The organism is Stappia sp. TSB10P1A (assembly GCF_900185725.1).
Taxonomy (GTDB): Bacteria; Pseudomonadota; Alphaproteobacteria; order Rhizobiales; family Stappiaceae; genus Stappia.
Window position 1 is genome coordinate 133,649 of the sequence record NZ_FYAU01000016.1, and the last position, 16,572, is coordinate 150,220.

Consider the following 16,572-nt stretch of genomic DNA (forward strand, 5'->3'; position numbering starts at 1 on the left):
AGGCACGCAGTTCCGGCATTCCCTTGATCGGAAGAAGCCCCGGCTGTTCGCCCTGCCTGTTCAGCCTGTCGCGCTTGCGCCCGCTCTCGCCTCATGTTTAGGTGCATATGCACGCTTATGAGAGGACTGACAGATGAATATCGAGACTCGGAGCTTCGGCCTTGCCGATCCGGCTGAAGCGGCAAAGCTCACAGGCATCGGGCAACTGGAGGCGATGCTGACTGGCCGCTTCCCGGCCCCGCCCATCTGCCGGACGATGAATTTCATTCTCACAGCGGCGACGGAGGACGGGTTCGCCCGTTTCGAGGGCGAGCCGTCCTTCGATCATTACAATCCGCTCGGCACGGTGCATGGCGGCTGGATCGCAGCCATTCTGGACTCCGCCCTCGGCTGCGCGGTTCACGCAACCCTCGGTGCCGGTGAGGGTTATACGACCATCGAGTTCAAGGTGAACAACGTGCGGCCGGCCTTCGAGACCAGCGGCCTTCTCACCTGCGAAGGCAGGGTGCTGCACCGGGGCCGGCGCATGGCGACCTCCGAAGCCCGGCTCGTCGACAGGGCCGGGAAGCTGATCGCCCATGGCGTCGAGACCTGCATGATCTTCCCCGCCGGCGAGCCACGCTGACAGCAAGCCGCTTGCACTGGCGCGTTCCGGCGCTATTGATCCGCTCATGTCGAGCCCGCATCAGCCCCAAGTCCGGCCCCTGCCCGAGCGCATCTATGCCCCCGCACGCGAGCCGTTCCTCGTCGTGCTGCATCGCGACGCGGACATTCTGGTGATCGACAAGCCGAGCGGCCTGCTCACCGTTCCGGGCAAGGATCCGGCGCTTGCGGACTGCGTCGCGGCGCGGGCCCTGGCGCTCCATCCGGAAGCCCGCATCGTCCACCGGCTCGACATGGACACGTCCGGCGTGCTGGTCCTCGCCCTGCACCCGGCGGCGCAGCGGCATCTCGGCCTGCAGTTCGAGCGGCGCCATGTCGCCAAGACCTATGTGGCGCGGGTCGCCGGCAATGTCGGCGAAGACAGCGGCACCATCGACCTGCCGCTGCGCTGCGACTGGCCCAACCGGCCCCGGCAGATGGTCGATCCGCAGCAGGGGCGGCCGGCGCGCACTCACTGGAGCGTCATCGCCCGCGAACCGGACGCGACACGGCTGCTGCTGGAGCCGGTGACCGGCCGGTCGCATCAGTTGCGGGTGCATATGTGCGCCCTTGGCCACCCGATTCTCGGCGACCCGCTCTATGGCAGCGCTGAGTCGCGCGAGGCCGCCCCGCGGCTGCACCTGCACGCGGCCAGCCTGACGCTGCATCATCCCGAGGGCGGAAAGCGCATCACCTTCTCCTCCCCCTGCCCGTTCTAGAAACGCCTGTCCGGCAAACCATTTCCGCCGGTTCGGCGCTCCCGGCATTAACCAAGAGAAGGCCCGCGCTCCCCCGTCCGGCGGAAGATTTCCGCGGAGTTTCGGCCCTATTAACCCTCTCTCAAGGTTAAAAGGCGACGATCAAGTCGAACGATCCCGCGTCGGCCCCTGGCTCGGCGCTCAGACCAGATAGCCGCATGGACCGGAGTTGCCGCGTATGACTGGCACGGTGCAGACATTCGAACCCCGCCAGGTTCCGAGCTGGCTCCTCACACGGGACGTCGGCCCGACGCGCAAGCGCCGGAGCGGCAAGACCCGCAGGATTGCCCGATGGCGCCTCGCGGTTCTCGCGCCGGCCGCCTATCTTGCCTGGACCGGCGGCATCGCCCAGCAGGACATCACCGCCCTCATCGAAGCGACCCGGGGCAACGCCCCGCGCTGGATGTCCGCCATCGAGGCGGCTCCGCATTCGAGCAGCATCGCGCCCAGCCTCGTTCTGGCCGATGCCTCCCAGGGGCGCACGCCCGAGACGCCCGACTACGCCGTGACCAATGCGGCTCCCGGAACCGATGCTGCCGTCATTCGCGGCCTTGAGAACTTCGCCAAGGAAAGTGCGCCGAAGGCTCCTCCCGCGCAAACGCCGGTCAACCGCAAGGTCAAGGGCGATCGCTTCGTCTCGCTCGCTCCGGACCGCCAGATGACCGGCGTCGCCGCCGGCTCGGTCTACACGATGGCCAGCCTGATCGGCACCAAGAGCCAGCCCGACCTGCCGCACGTCGCCTTCGTGCGCCCCAATCTTCCGACCGCGGCCGAAACGACGGCAGTGGCCAGCGCCAAGGGCAAGACGAAGGGCGAGGCGCTCGACCTCGTTCGCCTTGCCATGGCCCGCAACGTTGCCGCGACGAGCGTCTCCTATGCCAGCGCCTATGCGCCGCAGGGCATGGACAACGTGCGCGCGCCGTTCGAGGCGCTGCTGGGCGGCTCCGGCCTGCCGCAGAGCGCGGAAGACGAAGCGGCGCTCGAGACCAATGCCAGGAGCGATCCGTTCTGGTGGGCGGACCGGGCCTTGCCGGCAAGCGTGATCACCGCCAAGGAGCAGCGCTGCCTGGCCGAGGCCGTCTATTTCGAGGCGCGCGGAGAGCCGCTGGACGGTCAGGTGGCCGTGGCACAGGTCGTCCTCAACCGGGTTCGCAACCCGGCCTATCCGGAGACCATCTGCAAGGTGGTCTACCAGAACCGGCATCTGCGCAACCGCTGCCAGTTCTCGTTCGCCTGCGACGGCATTCCCGACGTGATCAACGAGAAGCCGCAGTGGGAGCTTGCCCAGAAGGTGGCGCGCGAGACGGTCTCCGGGCAGCGCTACCTGGAAAAGGTCGGGGCCTCGACCCATTACCACGCCACCTATGTGAACCCCCGCTGGTCGCGCTACATGAAGCGGCTGGAGCGGATCGGCCAGCACATCTTCTACCGCACGAAAGGTGGCGGCTGGAGCTGATACGCTCCGCCCGCCCGTTCCCCCTCCCGCTTTCCCGGCCGCGCGGCGGCGTTTTCCCCGCTATCCAGACGGCGAGGCTGCCGCGCTGCGCGCCGGCAGGCTTCCGTTCAGCATTTTGCCTTAAGTCGTTTTCCAGTTCCGGCGCGCCAGCGCATTGACCGCAATTCCATTCAATTGATCGATTTCCGGGAGAGGGCGGTTTCATGTTTCTCCTGTATGCACGCGCACAGCTTTCCGCAGTCATATCGTCATCCTCCACATGCAAACTGGACAGGCGTCAGTCTGAGTCGTCCTCCCTCCGTGACGGGCTGATGGCCCGCACGGTTCTGCGCGAGGCGATCGCGCCGGCGTCCTCCGGCGACGGGGGCACGAACCGCGAGGTCATCCGAAAACCTTTGGAAGACGGCCAGCGAGCAAGGGCAACCGGAATGGCAGGGGCAACCGGAATGAAAGACACAGCCGAAGGGATCGCCGGCAACCGGCGTACCGGTCCCAGCCTGCCGCTCTTCATGACCCAGGCCGAGGCCGCGCTCGACTACGCCTTCCAGCCGATCATCGACATCCATTCGGGCGAGGTCTACGGCTACGAGGCCCTGCTGAGGCAGGTCGAGAAGCTCGGCTTCCGCGCCCCCCGCGACGTTTTCGATCATGCGGCCGACATCGGATGCCTCGCCGAGATCGAGACGCTGTTGCGGCGCAAGGCGATCGCCAAATTCTCCCGCATGGGCGTTTCGGACAAGATCAAGCTGTTCCTCAACATTGACGCGAGGAATATCGCCGCGATCGACGAGATGCTCGAAGCGACCGTCTCGGCGGCCAGGGTCTACGGCCTTTCACCCGGCAACATCTGCCTGGAAATCCCGGAGATCCACGAACGGCTGGCTCAGGACGGTCTGCGCAGCCTCGTCGGCAAGGCGCGCGATCGCGGCTTCGGGATCGCGCTCGACGATTTCGGCCAGGGCTATTCGCAGCTTCGGGTGCTGTACCAGTACGAGCCGGGCATCCTCAAGATCGACCGCTTCTTCATCACCGCCCTGCAGAACGACGCGCGCAAGCGGCTGTTCGTGTCGAGCGTCGTGGAACTGGCGCATGTGCTCGGCATCCGCGTCGTCGCGGAAGGCGTCGAGACACCGTCCGAGCTGCGCGCCTGCCGGGATGTCGGCTGCGATCTTGTTCAGGGGTATGTGATCGCCCGCCCGTTCACCGACCTTGCCGAGGCCCGTTCGATCTATGCCGTTCCCACGGACCGCCCACACCGCGCCGACATGCGCAAGTCCGTCGACCGGGACTTCCTCGAACGGGAGATGGTCAGGCTCGAGGCGATCGTTGAGACCGGCAGTGTCGCGCAGGCGCTGGAGATCTTCCAGGCCAATCCCCAGCAGACGGTGCTGCCGGTGGTCAATTCAGCCGGCGAGCCGCGCGGGCTGATCCGCGAACCGGACCTCAAGAGCTTCCTCTATCTCTCCTTCGGCCGGGACCTCCTGCTCAATCCGACGATCGACAACCACCTGCGCCGCTTCATCCGCCCCTGCGCGGTGGCGGACATCAACGCGCCGCTCGACCGTCTCGTGGACCTCGGTTCTGACGACTTCTCCGACGGGCTGCTGGTGACGCGCGGCGGACGCTATGCCGGGTGCCTGCTCGCCGGTTCGCTGCTGAAGATTTCCAACGAGGTTCGCCTGCAGATCGCCCAGGACCAGAATCCACTGACCAAGCTGCCTGGCAATTCGGCGATTTCCGACTATGTCTCGCGCGCCTGTGCCGACCCGTCCCGCGACCGCGCCTTCTGCTATGTCGACTTCGACAATTTCAAGCCGTTCAACGACGCCTATGGCTTTCGCATCGGCGACCGGGCACTGATCCTGTTTTCGGAGTTGATGAAGCGCCGGCTCGACACGCTGCGCGCCTTTATCGGCCATGTCGGCGGCGACGACTATTTCGTCGGGCTGGAGGAATGGTCGCCGGATCGCACCCTTCGTCTGATGTCGGATCTGCGCGGCGAATTCGCCCGCAATGTCGAGAGCCTCTACAGTCCCGAACACCGGCGGCAGGGCTATATCCAGGCCGAAGACCGCAAGGGACGGTCGCAGACCTATCCGCTGCTGACCTGCTCCATCGCCATCCTGCACATCCCGACCGGGCTTTCGATCGAGAATCTCGACCTTCTGAGCAATCACATCGCCCGGCTCAAGCACCGGGCAAAGGCCGAGCCCGGCGGCGTCACTGTTGCCAGCTTCGGCGCCGACGGCGAGGATCGCTCCTCCAGCGAGGCCCTTCACAGGATGGCCGACAGGCTGCGCGAGGCGCTGTAATCCGCGCGGTTCAGCCGATCTCGATGTCGAGCCCCAGGTCGAGCACCGGCGCGGAATGCGTGATCCAGCCGACCGAGATCAGATCGACGCCGGTTTCGGCAATCGCGGCGACAGTGTCGAGGGTCACCCCGCCCGAGGCTTCCAGCACCACACGTCCGCCGGCGATGGCGACCGCCTCGCGCAGCGTTTCGGGGGGCATGTTGTCGAGCATCACCACGTCGGGACGCGCCTGAAGCGCCTCGCGCAACTGGTCGAGCGTGTCGACCTCCACCTCGATCCGCACGAGATGCCCGGCGAAACGCCGCGACGCCTCGATGGCGTCCCGCACCCCGCCGGCGACCGCGATGTGGTTGTCCTTGATCAGGATCGCATCATCCAGCCCGAAGCGGTGATTGGCGCCGCCGCCGCAGCGCACCGCGTATTTCTCGAAAGCCCTGAGACCCGGCGTCGTCTTGCGGGTGCAGACGATGCGCGCCTTCGTGTGGGCGATGCGGTCGGCGAACGCGGCCGTTGCCGTCGCCACGCCGGACAGGTGGCCGAGATAGTTCAGCGCCACCCGCTCGGCCGACAGCATGCCGCGCGCAGGTCCCAACACCCGCATCACGACATCCCCCGGCTCCAGCCGGTCGCCATCGCGGGCGAGCCGCTCCACCTCGATCGACGGATCGCTGAGACGGAAGGCGGCGGCGGCAAGATCCAGGCCGGACAGGCGGCCGGGACGGCGGGCGGCGATGACCGCTCTTGCGCCGATCTCCGGCGACAGCGTCGCCTGGGCAGTGATGTCGCCCGCCCTGCCCCAGTCTTCCAGCAGCGCGGCGCGCACGGCATCCTCCACCATCAGGGCAGGCAGAACCGGCAGGTTGGTCGCGGTGCCCGCCATCAGCCCTCTCCGCCGGCCGGCAGCGCGGCGACGGCCTTGCGGCCGATCTCGCTGTCCGCCGCCTCGCGCACGACGGCCGCGACATCGCTCGCGGTCAGATAGGAGCGCCGGGCGAAGGCCGCATCCTCCTGCGGATAGTCGGCGCGCGAATGGCTGCCCCGGCTTTCCTGCCGCAGCAGCGCCGCCGCGGCGACCGTCTTGCCGGCGGTCATCATGTTGCGGATCGAGCGGCGGGTGCAGCGGGTCTCGAGCGCATCGATCACGGCGAGTGCCGCCGTCAGGCCCTCGGCCGTGCGAACGACGCCGACCCCGTCGGCCATGGTCCGCCGCAGCAGGCTGATCGCCTCGCGCTCCACCTCGTTGCGCCGGCTCGGCTCCTGGATATGGTCGTCGATGCCGGGCCAGTGGGCGGTGCGCGGGTTGGGCATCTGGTTCTGGATGTCCTCGGCGACGCGCGCGGCGAAGACCACCGTCTCCAGCAGCGAGTTGGAGGCCAGCCGGTTGGCGCCATGGGCGCCGGTCGAGGCGACTTCGCCGGCCGCCCAGAGATTGTCCAGCGAGGTGCGGCCGTTGGCGTCGGTCAGCACGCCGCCCATGTGATAGTGCTCGGCCGGCGCCACCGGGATCGGCTGGCGGACGGGGTCGATGCCGGCCTCAAGGCAGGCCGCATGGACGGTCGGAAAGCGGTCCGCGAAACTCTCGCCGATCGCCTCGCGGCAATCGAGAAAGGCCCCGCGCCCGGCAAGGTTCTCCGCGAAGACGGCGCGCGCCACCACATCGCGCGACGCCAGATCCTTGAGGGGAACCTCCGCCATGAAGCGGCGGCCATCGGCATTGATCAGCGTCGCGCCCTCGCCGCGCAGGGCCTCGGAGGCGAGCGGCGCCGGATCGCGGCCGACATTGAGCGCGGTCGGATGAAACTGCACGAATTCGGCGTCGGCGATCACCGCCCCCGCATTGAGAGCCATGGCGAGGCCCTGGCCGTTGGCCTCCGGCGGATTGGTCGTGACGGCGTAGAGATGGCCGATGCCGCCGGAGGCCAGCACCACCGCATGCGCGGGAAACGCCAGGCGCTCGCGGTCGCCGCGCCGGCGGGCGAGCACGCCGGTGACGATGCGTCCTTCATGCTGAAGCTGTTCGCCGAGATAGCCCTCGACCACCCGGATCGACGGGGTCTTGCGCACCGCCGCCACCAGCGCGTCCATGATCGCCCGGCCGGCCATGTCGCCGCGCACGCGCACGATGCGGTTCATCGAGTGGGCGGCCTCGCGCGACAATTGCAGGCGGCCCTCCAGGTCCATGTCGAAGGGAACGCCATAGCCGAGCAGGTCGCGAACCCGGTCGCCGGCCTCCTCGGTCATCAGGCGGACGATCTTTTCCTCGCACAGCCCGCCGCCGACGGCGATCGTGTCGGCGGCATGGGCGGCCGCGCTGTCCTCGTCGGAGACGGCTGCGGCAATGCCGCCCTGCGCCCAGGCGGAGGAGGCGCCCTCGCCGATGGGCGAGGCGGAGAGGATGGTGACCGGGCGCGGCGCCAGTTTCAGGGCGCAGAACAGGCCGGTCAGGCCGCCGCCGAGAATGACGACATCGTCGATATGGGAAGTCACGGGACGTGGCGACGTCATGAATTTCGTCCGGAAGACCGGCTGCCGGGCGGCAGCCGGAGGAACGACGGTCGGGGCGGGCCGCCACGCGGCGCTGCCGGACGCCAAGCGCCCGGCACCGTCTCAGTTGCCGTTCGACCGGCGATCAGCTCTTGAGGTTGATCATCCGCTCGACCGCACGGCGTGCGCGGGTGGCAACCTGCGGATCGACCGTGACCTCATCCCGCATTTCCAGCAGGCAGTCGAGGATCTTCGACAGGGTGATGCGCTTCATGTGCGGGCACAGGTTGCAAGGCCGCACATAATCGACACCCGGCGTCTCCGAGGCAATGTTGTCGGCCATCGAGCACTCGGTGACCAGCATCACCTTCTCCGGCCGGTTGGTCTTGACCCAGTCGATCATGCCGGCGGTGGAGCCGGTGAAATCGGCCTCGTCGACCACCTCCGGCGGGCATTCCGGATGGGCGATGATCTTCACGCTCGGCTCGATCTCGCGATATTCGCGCAGCTCCGCCGCCGTGAAGCGCTCATGCACCTCGCAGGCGCCGGCCCAGGTCAGGATCTCGACATCGGTCTGCCGCGCGACATTCGCCGCCAGATACTGGTCGGGGATCAGCAGCACGCGCGGCGCGCCGAGGCTCTCCACCACCTGCACCGCATTGGCCGAGGTGCAGCAGATGTCGCATTCGGCCTTCACGTCGGCCGAGGTATTGACATAGGTGACGATCGGCACGCCCGGGTGCTTCTCGCGCAGCGCCCGCACATCGGCGGCGGTGATCGACTCGGCCAGCGAGCAGCCCGCCTTCATGTCCGGGATCAGCACCGTCTTGTCCGGATTGAGGATCTTCGCCGTCTCGGCCATGAAGTGGACGCCGCACTGGACGATCACGTCCGCGTCGGTCTTCGCCGCTTCCTTCGCCAGCGCCAGGCTGTCGCCGACGATGTCGGAAACGCCGTGGAAGATCTCCGGCGTCATGTAGTTGTGGGCGAGGATGACGGCGTTGCGCTCCTTCTTGAGGCGGTTGATCTCATGGATCACCGGCGCCAGCACCGGCCACTCGATCTCGGGGATCAGGTGGCGGACCTTCTCATAGATCGGCGCGGTCGCCTCGGCGACTTCCGCAGTATAGGCAAGATGAGGACGCGGCAGCATCGAATAGCCGCTGGCCCTTGCGGGTGCGGCGGTCGAGCATCCGGACATGCTGCCGATATCGAGTGCGATGGTGGCCATGGCGACCTCCTGACTTCATCCGGGCTGCGGCACCGCCGCGACACCCGCCCCCTACCGAGCGGCCTGACATCCATTGGCCTTTCGGCCGGACGAATGTCGTTTTGCTCAACTTGAGCATAAACTGGTGTTTAAAAAACGCGGCCTTAGCCGACGCTTATGCTCTCTTGGCGCATATATAGGCGTGCCGGACGCGCTTGCCAACGCGTTTGTTGATGAGAAGCCGGCTTTTTGTCGGACAAATCCGGAAAGCCCATTTTCCGCAAAGACTTGCGGCACGGATGCGGCGATGGACCGAATTGTCGCAGCCGGGGCCGACAGGCGGCCGGCGACCATCCTCCGGACGGCAAACCGGGCGCGGAAGCCGGGAGAGGTCTCCGTGCCGAGGACGGAGACCTTACGGACCTTGACTGCCGGATCGCATCCGACCGCCCCCAACTCATTCACGCCGTAAATGCAAAGCGCAAAGATCTTTCACTTTTCGACATGGGCGGCTTCCTCCATAGTCGCGATCAAACTGTCAGCCGGGCCCGGTCCAGCCGGGCCGCCGATCTCAGGACCCCCGTCATGACGTCCCCCGTCTCCGCCCCGCTTCCCAAGGCGTCCGTCAACCTGCCGCTGATCATCCTCTGCGGCTGCCTGATCGCCCTGCTCAGCTTCGGCCCGCGCTCCGCGCTCGGCCTGTTCCTCGCCCCGATGACCGAGGCGCGCGGCTGGTCGCGCGAGATCTTCGCGCTGGCGCTGGCCATCCAGAACCTCGTCTGGGGCGCGGCGCAGCCGGTCGCCGGCATGGTCGCCGACCGGTTCGGCACGGCGCGCACGCTCGCCTTCGGCGGCATCGTCTACACGCTCGGCCTGTTGCTGATGGCCCAGGCGGAAAGCCCCCTGCTGCTGCATGTCGCCGGCGGCGTGATGATCGGCCTCGGCGTCGCCTTCTCGTCCTTCTCGCTGGTGCTCGCCGCCTTCGGGCGCTCCGTCACGCCGCAGCGCCGCTCGCTCGCCTTCGGCATCGGCACGGCGGCCGGCTCCTTCGGCCAGTTCCTGTTCGCCCCGCTCAGCCAAGGCCTTATCGACGGGCTCGGCTGGCACGACAGCCTCTATGTGCTGGCCGGGCTGATGCTGCTGATCCCGTTCCTGGCCGTGGCGCTGAAGGGCAAGCCGGCCGCCTATGTGCCGGGCTCGGCCATTGCCGACCAGAAGCTCACCGAGGCGATTGCCGAGGCCTTCCGCACCCGCGGCTTCATCCTGCTGACCTTCGGCTTCTTCGTCTGCGGCTTCCACGTCGCCTTCATCACCGTGCACCTGCCGCCCTATATCGCCGACCTTGGCCTCGACCCGAAATGGGGCGCCATCGCCATCGCGCTGATCGGCCTGTGCAACGTCTTCGGGGCGCTGGCCTCGGGCTATATCGGCGGGCGCTGGTCCAAGCCCTATTTCCTGTCGCTGATCTATCTCGGCCGGGCGATTGCCATCACCCTGTTCCTGATGGCGCCGGCAACGCCGCTGAGCGTGCTGATCTTCGCCGGCACGATGGGCTTCCTGTGGCTCTCCACCGTGCCGCCGACCTCGGGCCTCGTCGCGGTGATGTTCGGCCCGCGCTACATGGCGACGCTGTTCGGCTTCGTGTTCTTCTCGCACCAGATCGGCTCGTTCCTCGGCGTCTGGCTCGGCGGCCGGCTCTACGACCAGACCGGCTCCTATGACGTGATCTGGTATCTCGGCATCGCGCTCGGCCTCTTCGCCGCCATCGTTCACTGGCCGATCAAGGAAGAGCCGGTCGCGCGGCTGGCCGGCGCACCCGCCCAGTAAGGCAGGCGGGACCGCATCACCTCCACGACACACGAAAGGGCGCGGGACCTGCCGGTTCCGCGCCCTTTGTCGTTTTGCAGTGCCTGCCGTGTCAGCCGGCGATCTTCGAGAAGTCGGCGACCTCGCGGGTCGCCTCGCGGATCTCGGCGAGCAGCCGCAGGCGGTTGAGGCGCAGGTTCGCATCCTCGGCATTGACCAGGATGTCGTCGAAGAACCGGTCGACCGGCGCGCGCAGGCCGGCCAGCGCCGTCATCGCACCGGCAAAGTCCTCGCGCGACAGCGCGGAGCGGATCTCGGCGCGCGCCGTGTCGATGGCCGCCGCCAGGGCGATCTCCGCCGGCTCGGCCAGGTGATCGGCATGCGGCGCGCCGGAAATGACAACGCCGTCCTTCTTCTCCTCGGCGCGCAGGATGTTGGCCGCGCGCTTGGTGCCGGCCAGGAGGTTCGCGCCGTCCTCGGTGGCGAGGAACGCACCCAGCGCCTCGACCCGGCGCACCACCATCAACAGGTCGTCCTGCCCCTCCAGCGCGAAAACCGCGTCGATGAGGTCGTGACGGGCGCCCTGCTCGCGCAGATGCACTTTCAGCCGGTCGGCGAAGAAGGCGAGAAGGTCGCCGCCGGCCTCCGCCATCGCGGCATTCGCGCGGACAAGAAGCCTGGACAGCGACAGCCGCAGCCCGTTCTCCAGCACGATGCGGATCACGCCGAGTGCGGCGCGGCGCAGGGCGAAGGGATCCTTCGAGCCGGTCGGCTTCTCGTCGATGGCCCAGAAGCCGGTCAAGAGGTCGAGCTTGTCGGCGAGCGCCACGGCGACGGCAACCGGATCGGTCGGCACCGCGTCGGACGGGCCTTGCGGCTTGTAATGCTCCTCGATGGCGCGGGCGACAGAGGCGTCCTCGCCTTGCCGCTCCGCATAGGTGCGGCCCATCTGGCCCTGCAGCTCGGGGAACTCGTAGACCATCTGCGTCGGCAGATCGGCCTTGGCGAGACGGGCGGCGCGCGCCGCCTTCTCCACATCGGCTCCGACCAGCGGCGCGATCTCGCGCGCCAGCGCCTCGAGGCGGTTCACCCGCGCGCCCTGCGTGCCGAGCTTCTCGTGGAAGACGACGCTGTCGAGCTTCGGCAGCCGGCTTTCCAGCGGCGCCTTGAGGTCGGTTTCCCAGAAGAAGCGGGCGTCCGACAGGCGGGCGCGGATCACCTTCTCGTTGCCGGCGATGATCGTCGCGCCGCCGTCCGAGGCAACGATGTTGGACACGGCGACGAAGCGGTTCGACAGGCGGCCGGTTGCCGGATCGCGCAGCACGAAGCACTTCTGGTTGGCGCGGATGGTCAGGCGGATGACCTCGTCGGGCAGGTCCAGGAACGCCTCGTCGAAGCTGCCGACCAGCACCACCGGCCATTCCACCAGGCCCGCCACTTCCTCCAGCAGCCCCTCGTCCTCGACCAGTTCCAGACCCAGCGCCATGGCGCGGTTGCGCGCGTCGTTGACGATGATGTCCTTGCGCCGGTCGGCATCGAGCACGACCTTGGCCTTTTCCAGCTTGTCGGCATAGTCGTCCAGCCGCCGCACCTCGAAAGCGTCCGGCGAAAGGAAGCGGTGGCCGCGCGTCGTGTTGGACGAGACGATGCCGTCGATCTCGAAGGGGACCACTTCCGGCTCCTCGGTCTCCGGCCCGAAGGTCGCGACGATGGAGTGGAGCGGGCGCACCCAGCGAAGCTGCCCGGCGCCCCAGCGCATCGACTTCGGCCAGGGGAAATTGCGGATGATGCCGGGCATCGCCTCGGCGATGATGTCTGCGGTGGCGCGGCCGGGCTTTTCGATCACCGCGACATAGAAGTCGCCCTTCTTCGGATCGGAGACGACCTGCGCCTCGTCGATGGAGGCGAGCCCCGCGCCGCGCAGGAAGCCTTCCAGCGCCTTCTCCGGCGAGCCGACACGCGGGCCCTTGCGCTCCTCGCGGGTCGGCTTCGACCCCGCCGTCAGCCCGGCGATATGCAGCGTCAGCCGGCGCGGCGTCGAAAACGCCTTGGCGCCCTCATAGGTGACACCCGCATCGACCAGCGCATTGGTCACCAGCGACTTCAGGTCCTCGGCCGCGCGGCGCTGCATGCGGGCGGGAATTTCCTCGCTGAAAAGCTCCAGGAGAAGATCGGGCATCGGGAGGTCTCGAATGGTTGCGCCGCCGGAACGCGGCGGCCAGGACTGTTGCGCGTCCGTTAGCAAGAGCGGGGGAAAAAGTCACCCCCCGCGCGAGCTGTCAGAGCATGGGCGGGGCCTACCAGCCGCCGCCGCCGCCACCGCCGCCGCCACCGCCCGAGAAGCCGCCACCGCCGCCGCCGGAGCTCGACGACTTCGGTGCCGGCAGCGAGGAGGTGAAGGTCGACGACATCGCCCCGACGCTCTTGCCGAGCGTGCCGGCGATGTTGCGCGTGTCGAAACTGCGCCCGGAATACCATTTCGGCGCATAGGAGGCGGCGACAGCCGCCCCGGCGGCGGTGAGAAGCCAGGCCTCGAACGCCTTCGACCAGGGTTTCTCGACATCGAGGGCGACCGCATAGGGCAGCAGCGTCTCGAAATGCGAGGGGCTCATCTCCGGCGCGCCCTGCATGTTCATCCGGTCCTTCTCGGCGACCTGGAGATACATCTTCAGGCCCTCGATCTCGTCCATCACGCTGCGGCCGAGCGCCGTCGGCGCGCCGATCAGGAAGTAGAACAGGAAGTTCACCGCCAGCAGCGCCACGGCGACGAGCGCCAGCGGCGGGATGTCTCCCAGCGTCTGCAGCAGCAATGCGGAGACCGTCAGATGCCCCATGGTGATGATGGCGAAGACGATGAAGATGAAGGCGATGCGCACGGTCACCCCGCGCGAGCGGCGCATGCTCTGGCCGATATGGACGGCGAACAGGACGCCCATGAAGGTCACCATGAAGATCGGGGCCATCAGGGCGACCTGGTCCTCGGTGAGGCTGCCGAAGACGAGAAGAACGAAGATGGTGATGACCGACAGGACCACGCCGGGGATCAGATAGGCGCTGTTGGCCTTGTAGTAGCGATTGCGGTTCTCGCCCTCGATGGCGCCGCGGAAGGCCTTGCCGAGCGACTGGACCGAGGTGCCGTTGGCCTTGGAGACGGTGAAGTCGCCGCCGCGCTTGTCGAGCCAGCGGGCGATCGCCTTCTCGCCGCTGGGCAGGTCGGCGTAGTCGCCGCGCGCCGCTGCCGGGCGGATCATCGTCAGGTCGCCAGCGAGGTCGTCCAGAACCAGCTTGCCCTTGACCGCCAGGCTGAGACAGGCGGCGGACAGCGCCCGCCAGCCCTCGTCGCCGAAGCCCTTGCGCGCGATGTAGTTGGACAGGGCCGGCGAGATGCCCTCCGGTCCCTCGAAACGCGGAAAGATCACGCCTTTCGGCGGATCGCGGCCGACCTGCCACCAGGCCCAGAAATAATAGCCGAACACCAGCACCAGGCCGATGCCGCCAAGGATCTCGCCGAGATGATCCTGGAGAAAGTAGCCGAATTCCTGCTGCGCGGTCGGCGGCGCCACCACTCCCTTGGGCATCTCCACGACGACGGTCAGCCCCTCGCGCGGCGCAAGCGGCCGCGTCGCGACGAAGAGCACGCTGCCGCCGCCGTCCTCGACGCGGGCAGTGGCGTCCCGCCCGGTGGCGCCATAGGCGCCGGTATAGGCGGCGTAGTCCGAGACGGTCGCCCCGCTCGGCAGCACGACGCGCGCCACCGCGCGGTCGATCGGGAAGCCCCACTCGTTGCCGGTGGCGTTCCAATAGACCTCGTCATGGGTCTCGAAGAACCTGATCTGCCGGTCCGTGCGGTAGACGATGGTGTAGGTGTAGATGCCCGGCTGCAGGAAAACATCCTCGTGGCCGATATAGATGCGCACGCCGCTGCCGCCGCGGTTGACCGAATAGCCGTCCTCCTCGCCGTCGCGGGTCACCGAGACGAGATCGAACCCGGCCCGGGCGCGGCGCCCGTCCGCCGTCTCGAAGACGAGAGGAATGTCGCGATAGATGCCGCGGCGGATCTGATTGCCTTCGGCGCGAACCCGGATCGACTCGGTGACGGTCAGTTCGCCGTCCGGGGCGACCTCCACCGTGGCGTTGAAGGCGAGGATGCGTTCGTCGGCCCGCACGGTCGCGGGGGCGAGCAGCAGGACCGCCAGGACCAGCGATGCGGCCAGGGCGTTGAGGAGAGAGAGGGCGCGCATGGTCGCGGCGCCCTCAGAAGCTGACCTTGGGCACCGCCCGGTCGGCGGGATCCTCGATCTCGAAATACGGCTCCTGGGTGAAGCCGAAACGGCTGGCGACCAGGTTGGAGGGGAAGCTCTCGACCACCACGTTGAGGGCGCGCACCGCGCCGTTGTAGTAGCGGCGGGCCATCTGCAGGGCTTCCTCGACCTTCTCCAGCGACGCCTGAAGCTCGCGGAAATTGTCGCTCGCCTTGAGGTCCGGATAGGCCTCGGCGACGGCGAACAGCCGCCCCAGCGCCTGCGACAGCAGCCCTTCCGCCTGCGCCCGGCCGGCGACGTCGTTGCGGTCGATGCCCGCCGCCCTCGCCCGCATCTCGGTGACCGCCTCCAGCGCCGCCCGCTCGTGCGTCGCGTAGCCCTTCACCGTCTCCACCAGATTGGGGATCAGGTCGGAGCGGCGCTTGAGCTGCACGTCGATGCCGCTCCAGCCCTCGCGCACCATCTGCCGCTTCCGCACCAGATCATTGTAGAGATAGACGAGATAAAGGCCGATCAGGACGATCAGGCCGAGCACGATCCAGGTAGCCATCAGGCGACACCCTCTCCGGTCACGATTGGCGCTTACGCTACTGCAAGCCGGCCGCAGTGGAAACCGCGACGACGCCGGGAGATGTGACGCAGGTCACCGGCCGGGTGTTTGTCTCCCCGTCCGGCCCGGTCTCACGCGGGAGCGTAGCCCACTCCGCCCGCTTCCGTCTCCAGGAAGGCGGCGCCGCAGGCCTTGGCGAGTTCGCGCACCCGCAGGATGTAGTTCTGCCGCTCGGTGACGGAGATCACGCCGCGCGCGTCCAGCAGGTTGAACGCGTGGCTCGCCTTGATGCACTGGTCGTAGGCCGGCAGCACCATCTGGTGGACGTTGGTCCTGGCGGCGGCGCCGGCGGCGAGAATGGCGCGGCACTCGCGTTCCGCGTCCTCGAAGTGGCGGAACAGCATGGCGGTGTCGGCATGCTCGAAATTGTGCCGCGAATATTCCTGCTCGGCCTGCAGGAAGACGTCGCCATAGGTCACCTTCTCGGCGCCCTCGCGGCCGTTGTAGTTGAGGTCGTAGACGTTATCGACCCCCTGGATATACATGGCGAGACGCTCCAGGCCATAGGTCAGCTCGCCGGCGACCGGCGCGCATTCGAAGCCCGCCACCTGCTGGAAGTAGGTGAACTGCGACACTTCCATGCCGTCGCACCAGCACTCCCAGCCGAGCCCCCAGGCGCCCAGCGTCGGGCTTTCCCAATCGTCCTCGACGAAGCGCACGTCATGCAGCGAGGGATCGAGGCCGATGGCATAAAGAGAGCGCAGGTACAGGTCCTGCAGGTTCTCCGGCGACGGCTTCATGATCACCTGGAACTGGTAATAGTGCTGCAGCCGGTTCGGGTTCTCGCCATAGCGGCCGTCGGTCGGCCGGCGCGAGGGCTGCACATAGGCCGCCTTCCACGGGCGCGGGCCGAGAGAGCGCAGGGTCGTCGCCGGGTGGAACGTGCCGGCGCCGACTTCCATGTCATAGGGCTGCAGCACGACGCAGCCCTGATCCGCCCAGAACCGCTGCAGCGTCAGGATCAACCCCTGGAAGGAGTTCTCGGGCCGCATATGCGCCGGCACCGTTTCGCTCGTCATCTGCGTCGTCCTT

Annotated in this window: 12 protein-coding genes; 5 read left to right on the top strand and 7 right to left on the bottom strand. The window is 67.7% G+C overall.

Going from position 1 to position 16,572, the window contains the following annotated elements:
- Positions 1–133 precede the first annotated feature (133 nt).
- From TSB10P1A_RS05575 to TSB10P1A_RS05590, 4 genes are all read left to right on the top strand, one after another.
- Entirely contained in the window at positions 134–625 is a 492-nt protein-coding gene (locus TSB10P1A_RS05575; RefSeq protein ID WP_186386917.1) for a PaaI family thioesterase, read from the top strand.
- 46 nt (positions 626–671) lie between these two features.
- Complete coding sequence (locus TSB10P1A_RS05580; protein ID WP_186386918.1) at positions 672–1,361, top strand: RluA family pseudouridine synthase; 690 nt, start codon at positions 672–674, stop codon at positions 1,359–1,361.
- A gap of 217 nt (positions 1,362–1,578) precedes the next feature.
- Positions 1,579–2,856, top strand: a complete 1,278-nt coding sequence (locus tag TSB10P1A_RS05585) for a cell wall hydrolase (protein ID WP_208987015.1) — start codon at positions 1,579–1,581, stop codon at positions 2,854–2,856.
- A gap of 446 nt (positions 2,857–3,302) precedes the next feature.
- Positions 3,303–5,168, top strand: a complete 1,866-nt coding sequence (locus tag TSB10P1A_RS05590) for a GGDEF domain-containing protein (protein WP_186386919.1) — start codon at positions 3,303–3,305, stop codon at positions 5,166–5,168.
- 10 nt (positions 5,169–5,178) lie between these two features.
- On the opposite strand, the gene nadC is transcribed toward TSB10P1A_RS05590, so the two are convergent.
- From nadC to nadA, 3 genes are all read right to left on the bottom strand, one after another.
- A complete protein-coding gene (nadC, locus tag TSB10P1A_RS05595; RefSeq protein WP_186386920.1) occupies positions 5,179–6,048 on the bottom strand; it encodes a carboxylating nicotinate-nucleotide diphosphorylase in 870 nt (289 codons plus the stop codon).
- Positions 6,048–7,673, bottom strand: coding sequence for an L-aspartate oxidase (locus TSB10P1A_RS05600; protein ID WP_186386921.1), 1,626 nt, complete (start codon positions 7,671–7,673; stop codon positions 6,048–6,050). The genes nadC and TSB10P1A_RS05600 overlap by 1 nt, the downstream gene beginning before the upstream one ends.
- Before the next feature lie 124 nt (positions 7,674–7,797).
- Complete coding sequence (gene nadA, locus TSB10P1A_RS05605; RefSeq protein WP_244293008.1) at positions 7,798–8,853, bottom strand: quinolinate synthase NadA; 1,056 nt, start codon at positions 8,851–8,853, stop codon at positions 7,798–7,800.
- 594 nt (positions 8,854–9,447) lie between these two features.
- On the opposite strand from nadA, the gene TSB10P1A_RS05610 reads away from it, so the two are divergent.
- Entirely contained in the window at positions 9,448–10,689 is a 1,242-nt protein-coding gene (locus TSB10P1A_RS05610; protein ID WP_186386923.1) for an MFS transporter, read from the top strand.
- Between the two features lie 91 nt (positions 10,690–10,780).
- On the opposite strand, the gene glyS is transcribed toward TSB10P1A_RS05610, so the two are convergent.
- From glyS to TSB10P1A_RS05630, 4 genes are all read right to left on the bottom strand, one after another.
- Positions 10,781–12,847 (bottom strand): glycine--tRNA ligase subunit beta, encoded by a 2,067-nt coding sequence (glyS, locus tag TSB10P1A_RS05615; protein WP_186386924.1) that lies wholly within the window; start codon positions 12,845–12,847, stop codon positions 10,781–10,783.
- A gap of 118 nt (positions 12,848–12,965) precedes the next feature.
- Positions 12,966–14,909: a DUF2207 domain-containing protein gene (locus TSB10P1A_RS05620; RefSeq protein ID WP_186386925.1), complete on the bottom strand. Its 1,944-nt coding sequence runs from the start codon at positions 14,907–14,909 to the stop codon at positions 12,966–12,968.
- Positions 14,910–14,922: 13 nt separating this feature from the next.
- Positions 14,923–15,480, bottom strand: a complete 558-nt coding sequence (locus tag TSB10P1A_RS05625) for a LemA family protein (protein ID WP_186386926.1) — start codon at positions 15,478–15,480, stop codon at positions 14,923–14,925.
- Between the two features lie 131 nt (positions 15,481–15,611).
- Positions 15,612–16,559, bottom strand: coding sequence for a glycine--tRNA ligase subunit alpha (locus TSB10P1A_RS05630; RefSeq protein ID WP_186386927.1), 948 nt, complete (start codon positions 16,557–16,559; stop codon positions 15,612–15,614).
- Positions 16,560–16,572 lie beyond the last annotated feature (13 nt).

Excerpts from the sequence above, each read along its gene's own strand:
- nadA (WP_244293008.1), bottom strand. The coding sequence starts at position 8,853 with ATGTCCGGATGCTCGACCGCCGCACCCGCAAGGGCCAGCGGCTATTCG.
- TSB10P1A_RS05585 (WP_208987015.1), top strand. The coding sequence starts at position 1,579 with ATGACTGGCACGGTGCAGACATTCGAACCCCGCCAGGTTCCGAGCTGG.
- glyS (WP_186386924.1), bottom strand. The coding sequence starts at position 12,847 with ATGCCCGATCTTCTCCTGGAGCTTTTCAGCGAGGAAATTCCCGCCCGC.
- TSB10P1A_RS05610 (WP_186386923.1), top strand. The coding sequence starts at position 9,448 with ATGACGTCCCCCGTCTCCGCCCCGCTTCCCAAGGCGTCCGTCAACCTG.
- nadC (WP_186386920.1), bottom strand. The coding sequence starts at position 6,048 with ATGGCGGGCACCGCGACCAACCTGCCGGTTCTGCCTGCCCTGATGGTG.
- TSB10P1A_RS05580 (WP_186386918.1), top strand. The coding sequence starts at position 672 with ATGTCGAGCCCGCATCAGCCCCAAGTCCGGCCCCTGCCCGAGCGCATC.
- TSB10P1A_RS05630 (WP_186386927.1), bottom strand. The coding sequence starts at position 16,559 with ATGACGAGCGAAACGGTGCCGGCGCATATGCGGCCCGAGAACTCCTTC.
- TSB10P1A_RS05620 (WP_186386925.1), bottom strand. The coding sequence starts at position 14,909 with ATGCGCGCCCTCTCTCTCCTCAACGCCCTGGCCGCATCGCTGGTCCTG.
- TSB10P1A_RS05575 (WP_186386917.1), top strand. The coding sequence starts at position 134 with ATGAATATCGAGACTCGGAGCTTCGGCCTTGCCGATCCGGCTGAAGCG.
- TSB10P1A_RS05590 (WP_186386919.1), top strand. The coding sequence starts at position 3,303 with ATGAAAGACACAGCCGAAGGGATCGCCGGCAACCGGCGTACCGGTCCC.
- TSB10P1A_RS05600 (WP_186386921.1), bottom strand. The coding sequence starts at position 7,673 with ATGACGTCGCCACGTCCCGTGACTTCCCATATCGACGATGTCGTCATT.
- TSB10P1A_RS05625 (WP_186386926.1), bottom strand. The coding sequence starts at position 15,480 with ATGGCTACCTGGATCGTGCTCGGCCTGATCGTCCTGATCGGCCTTTAT.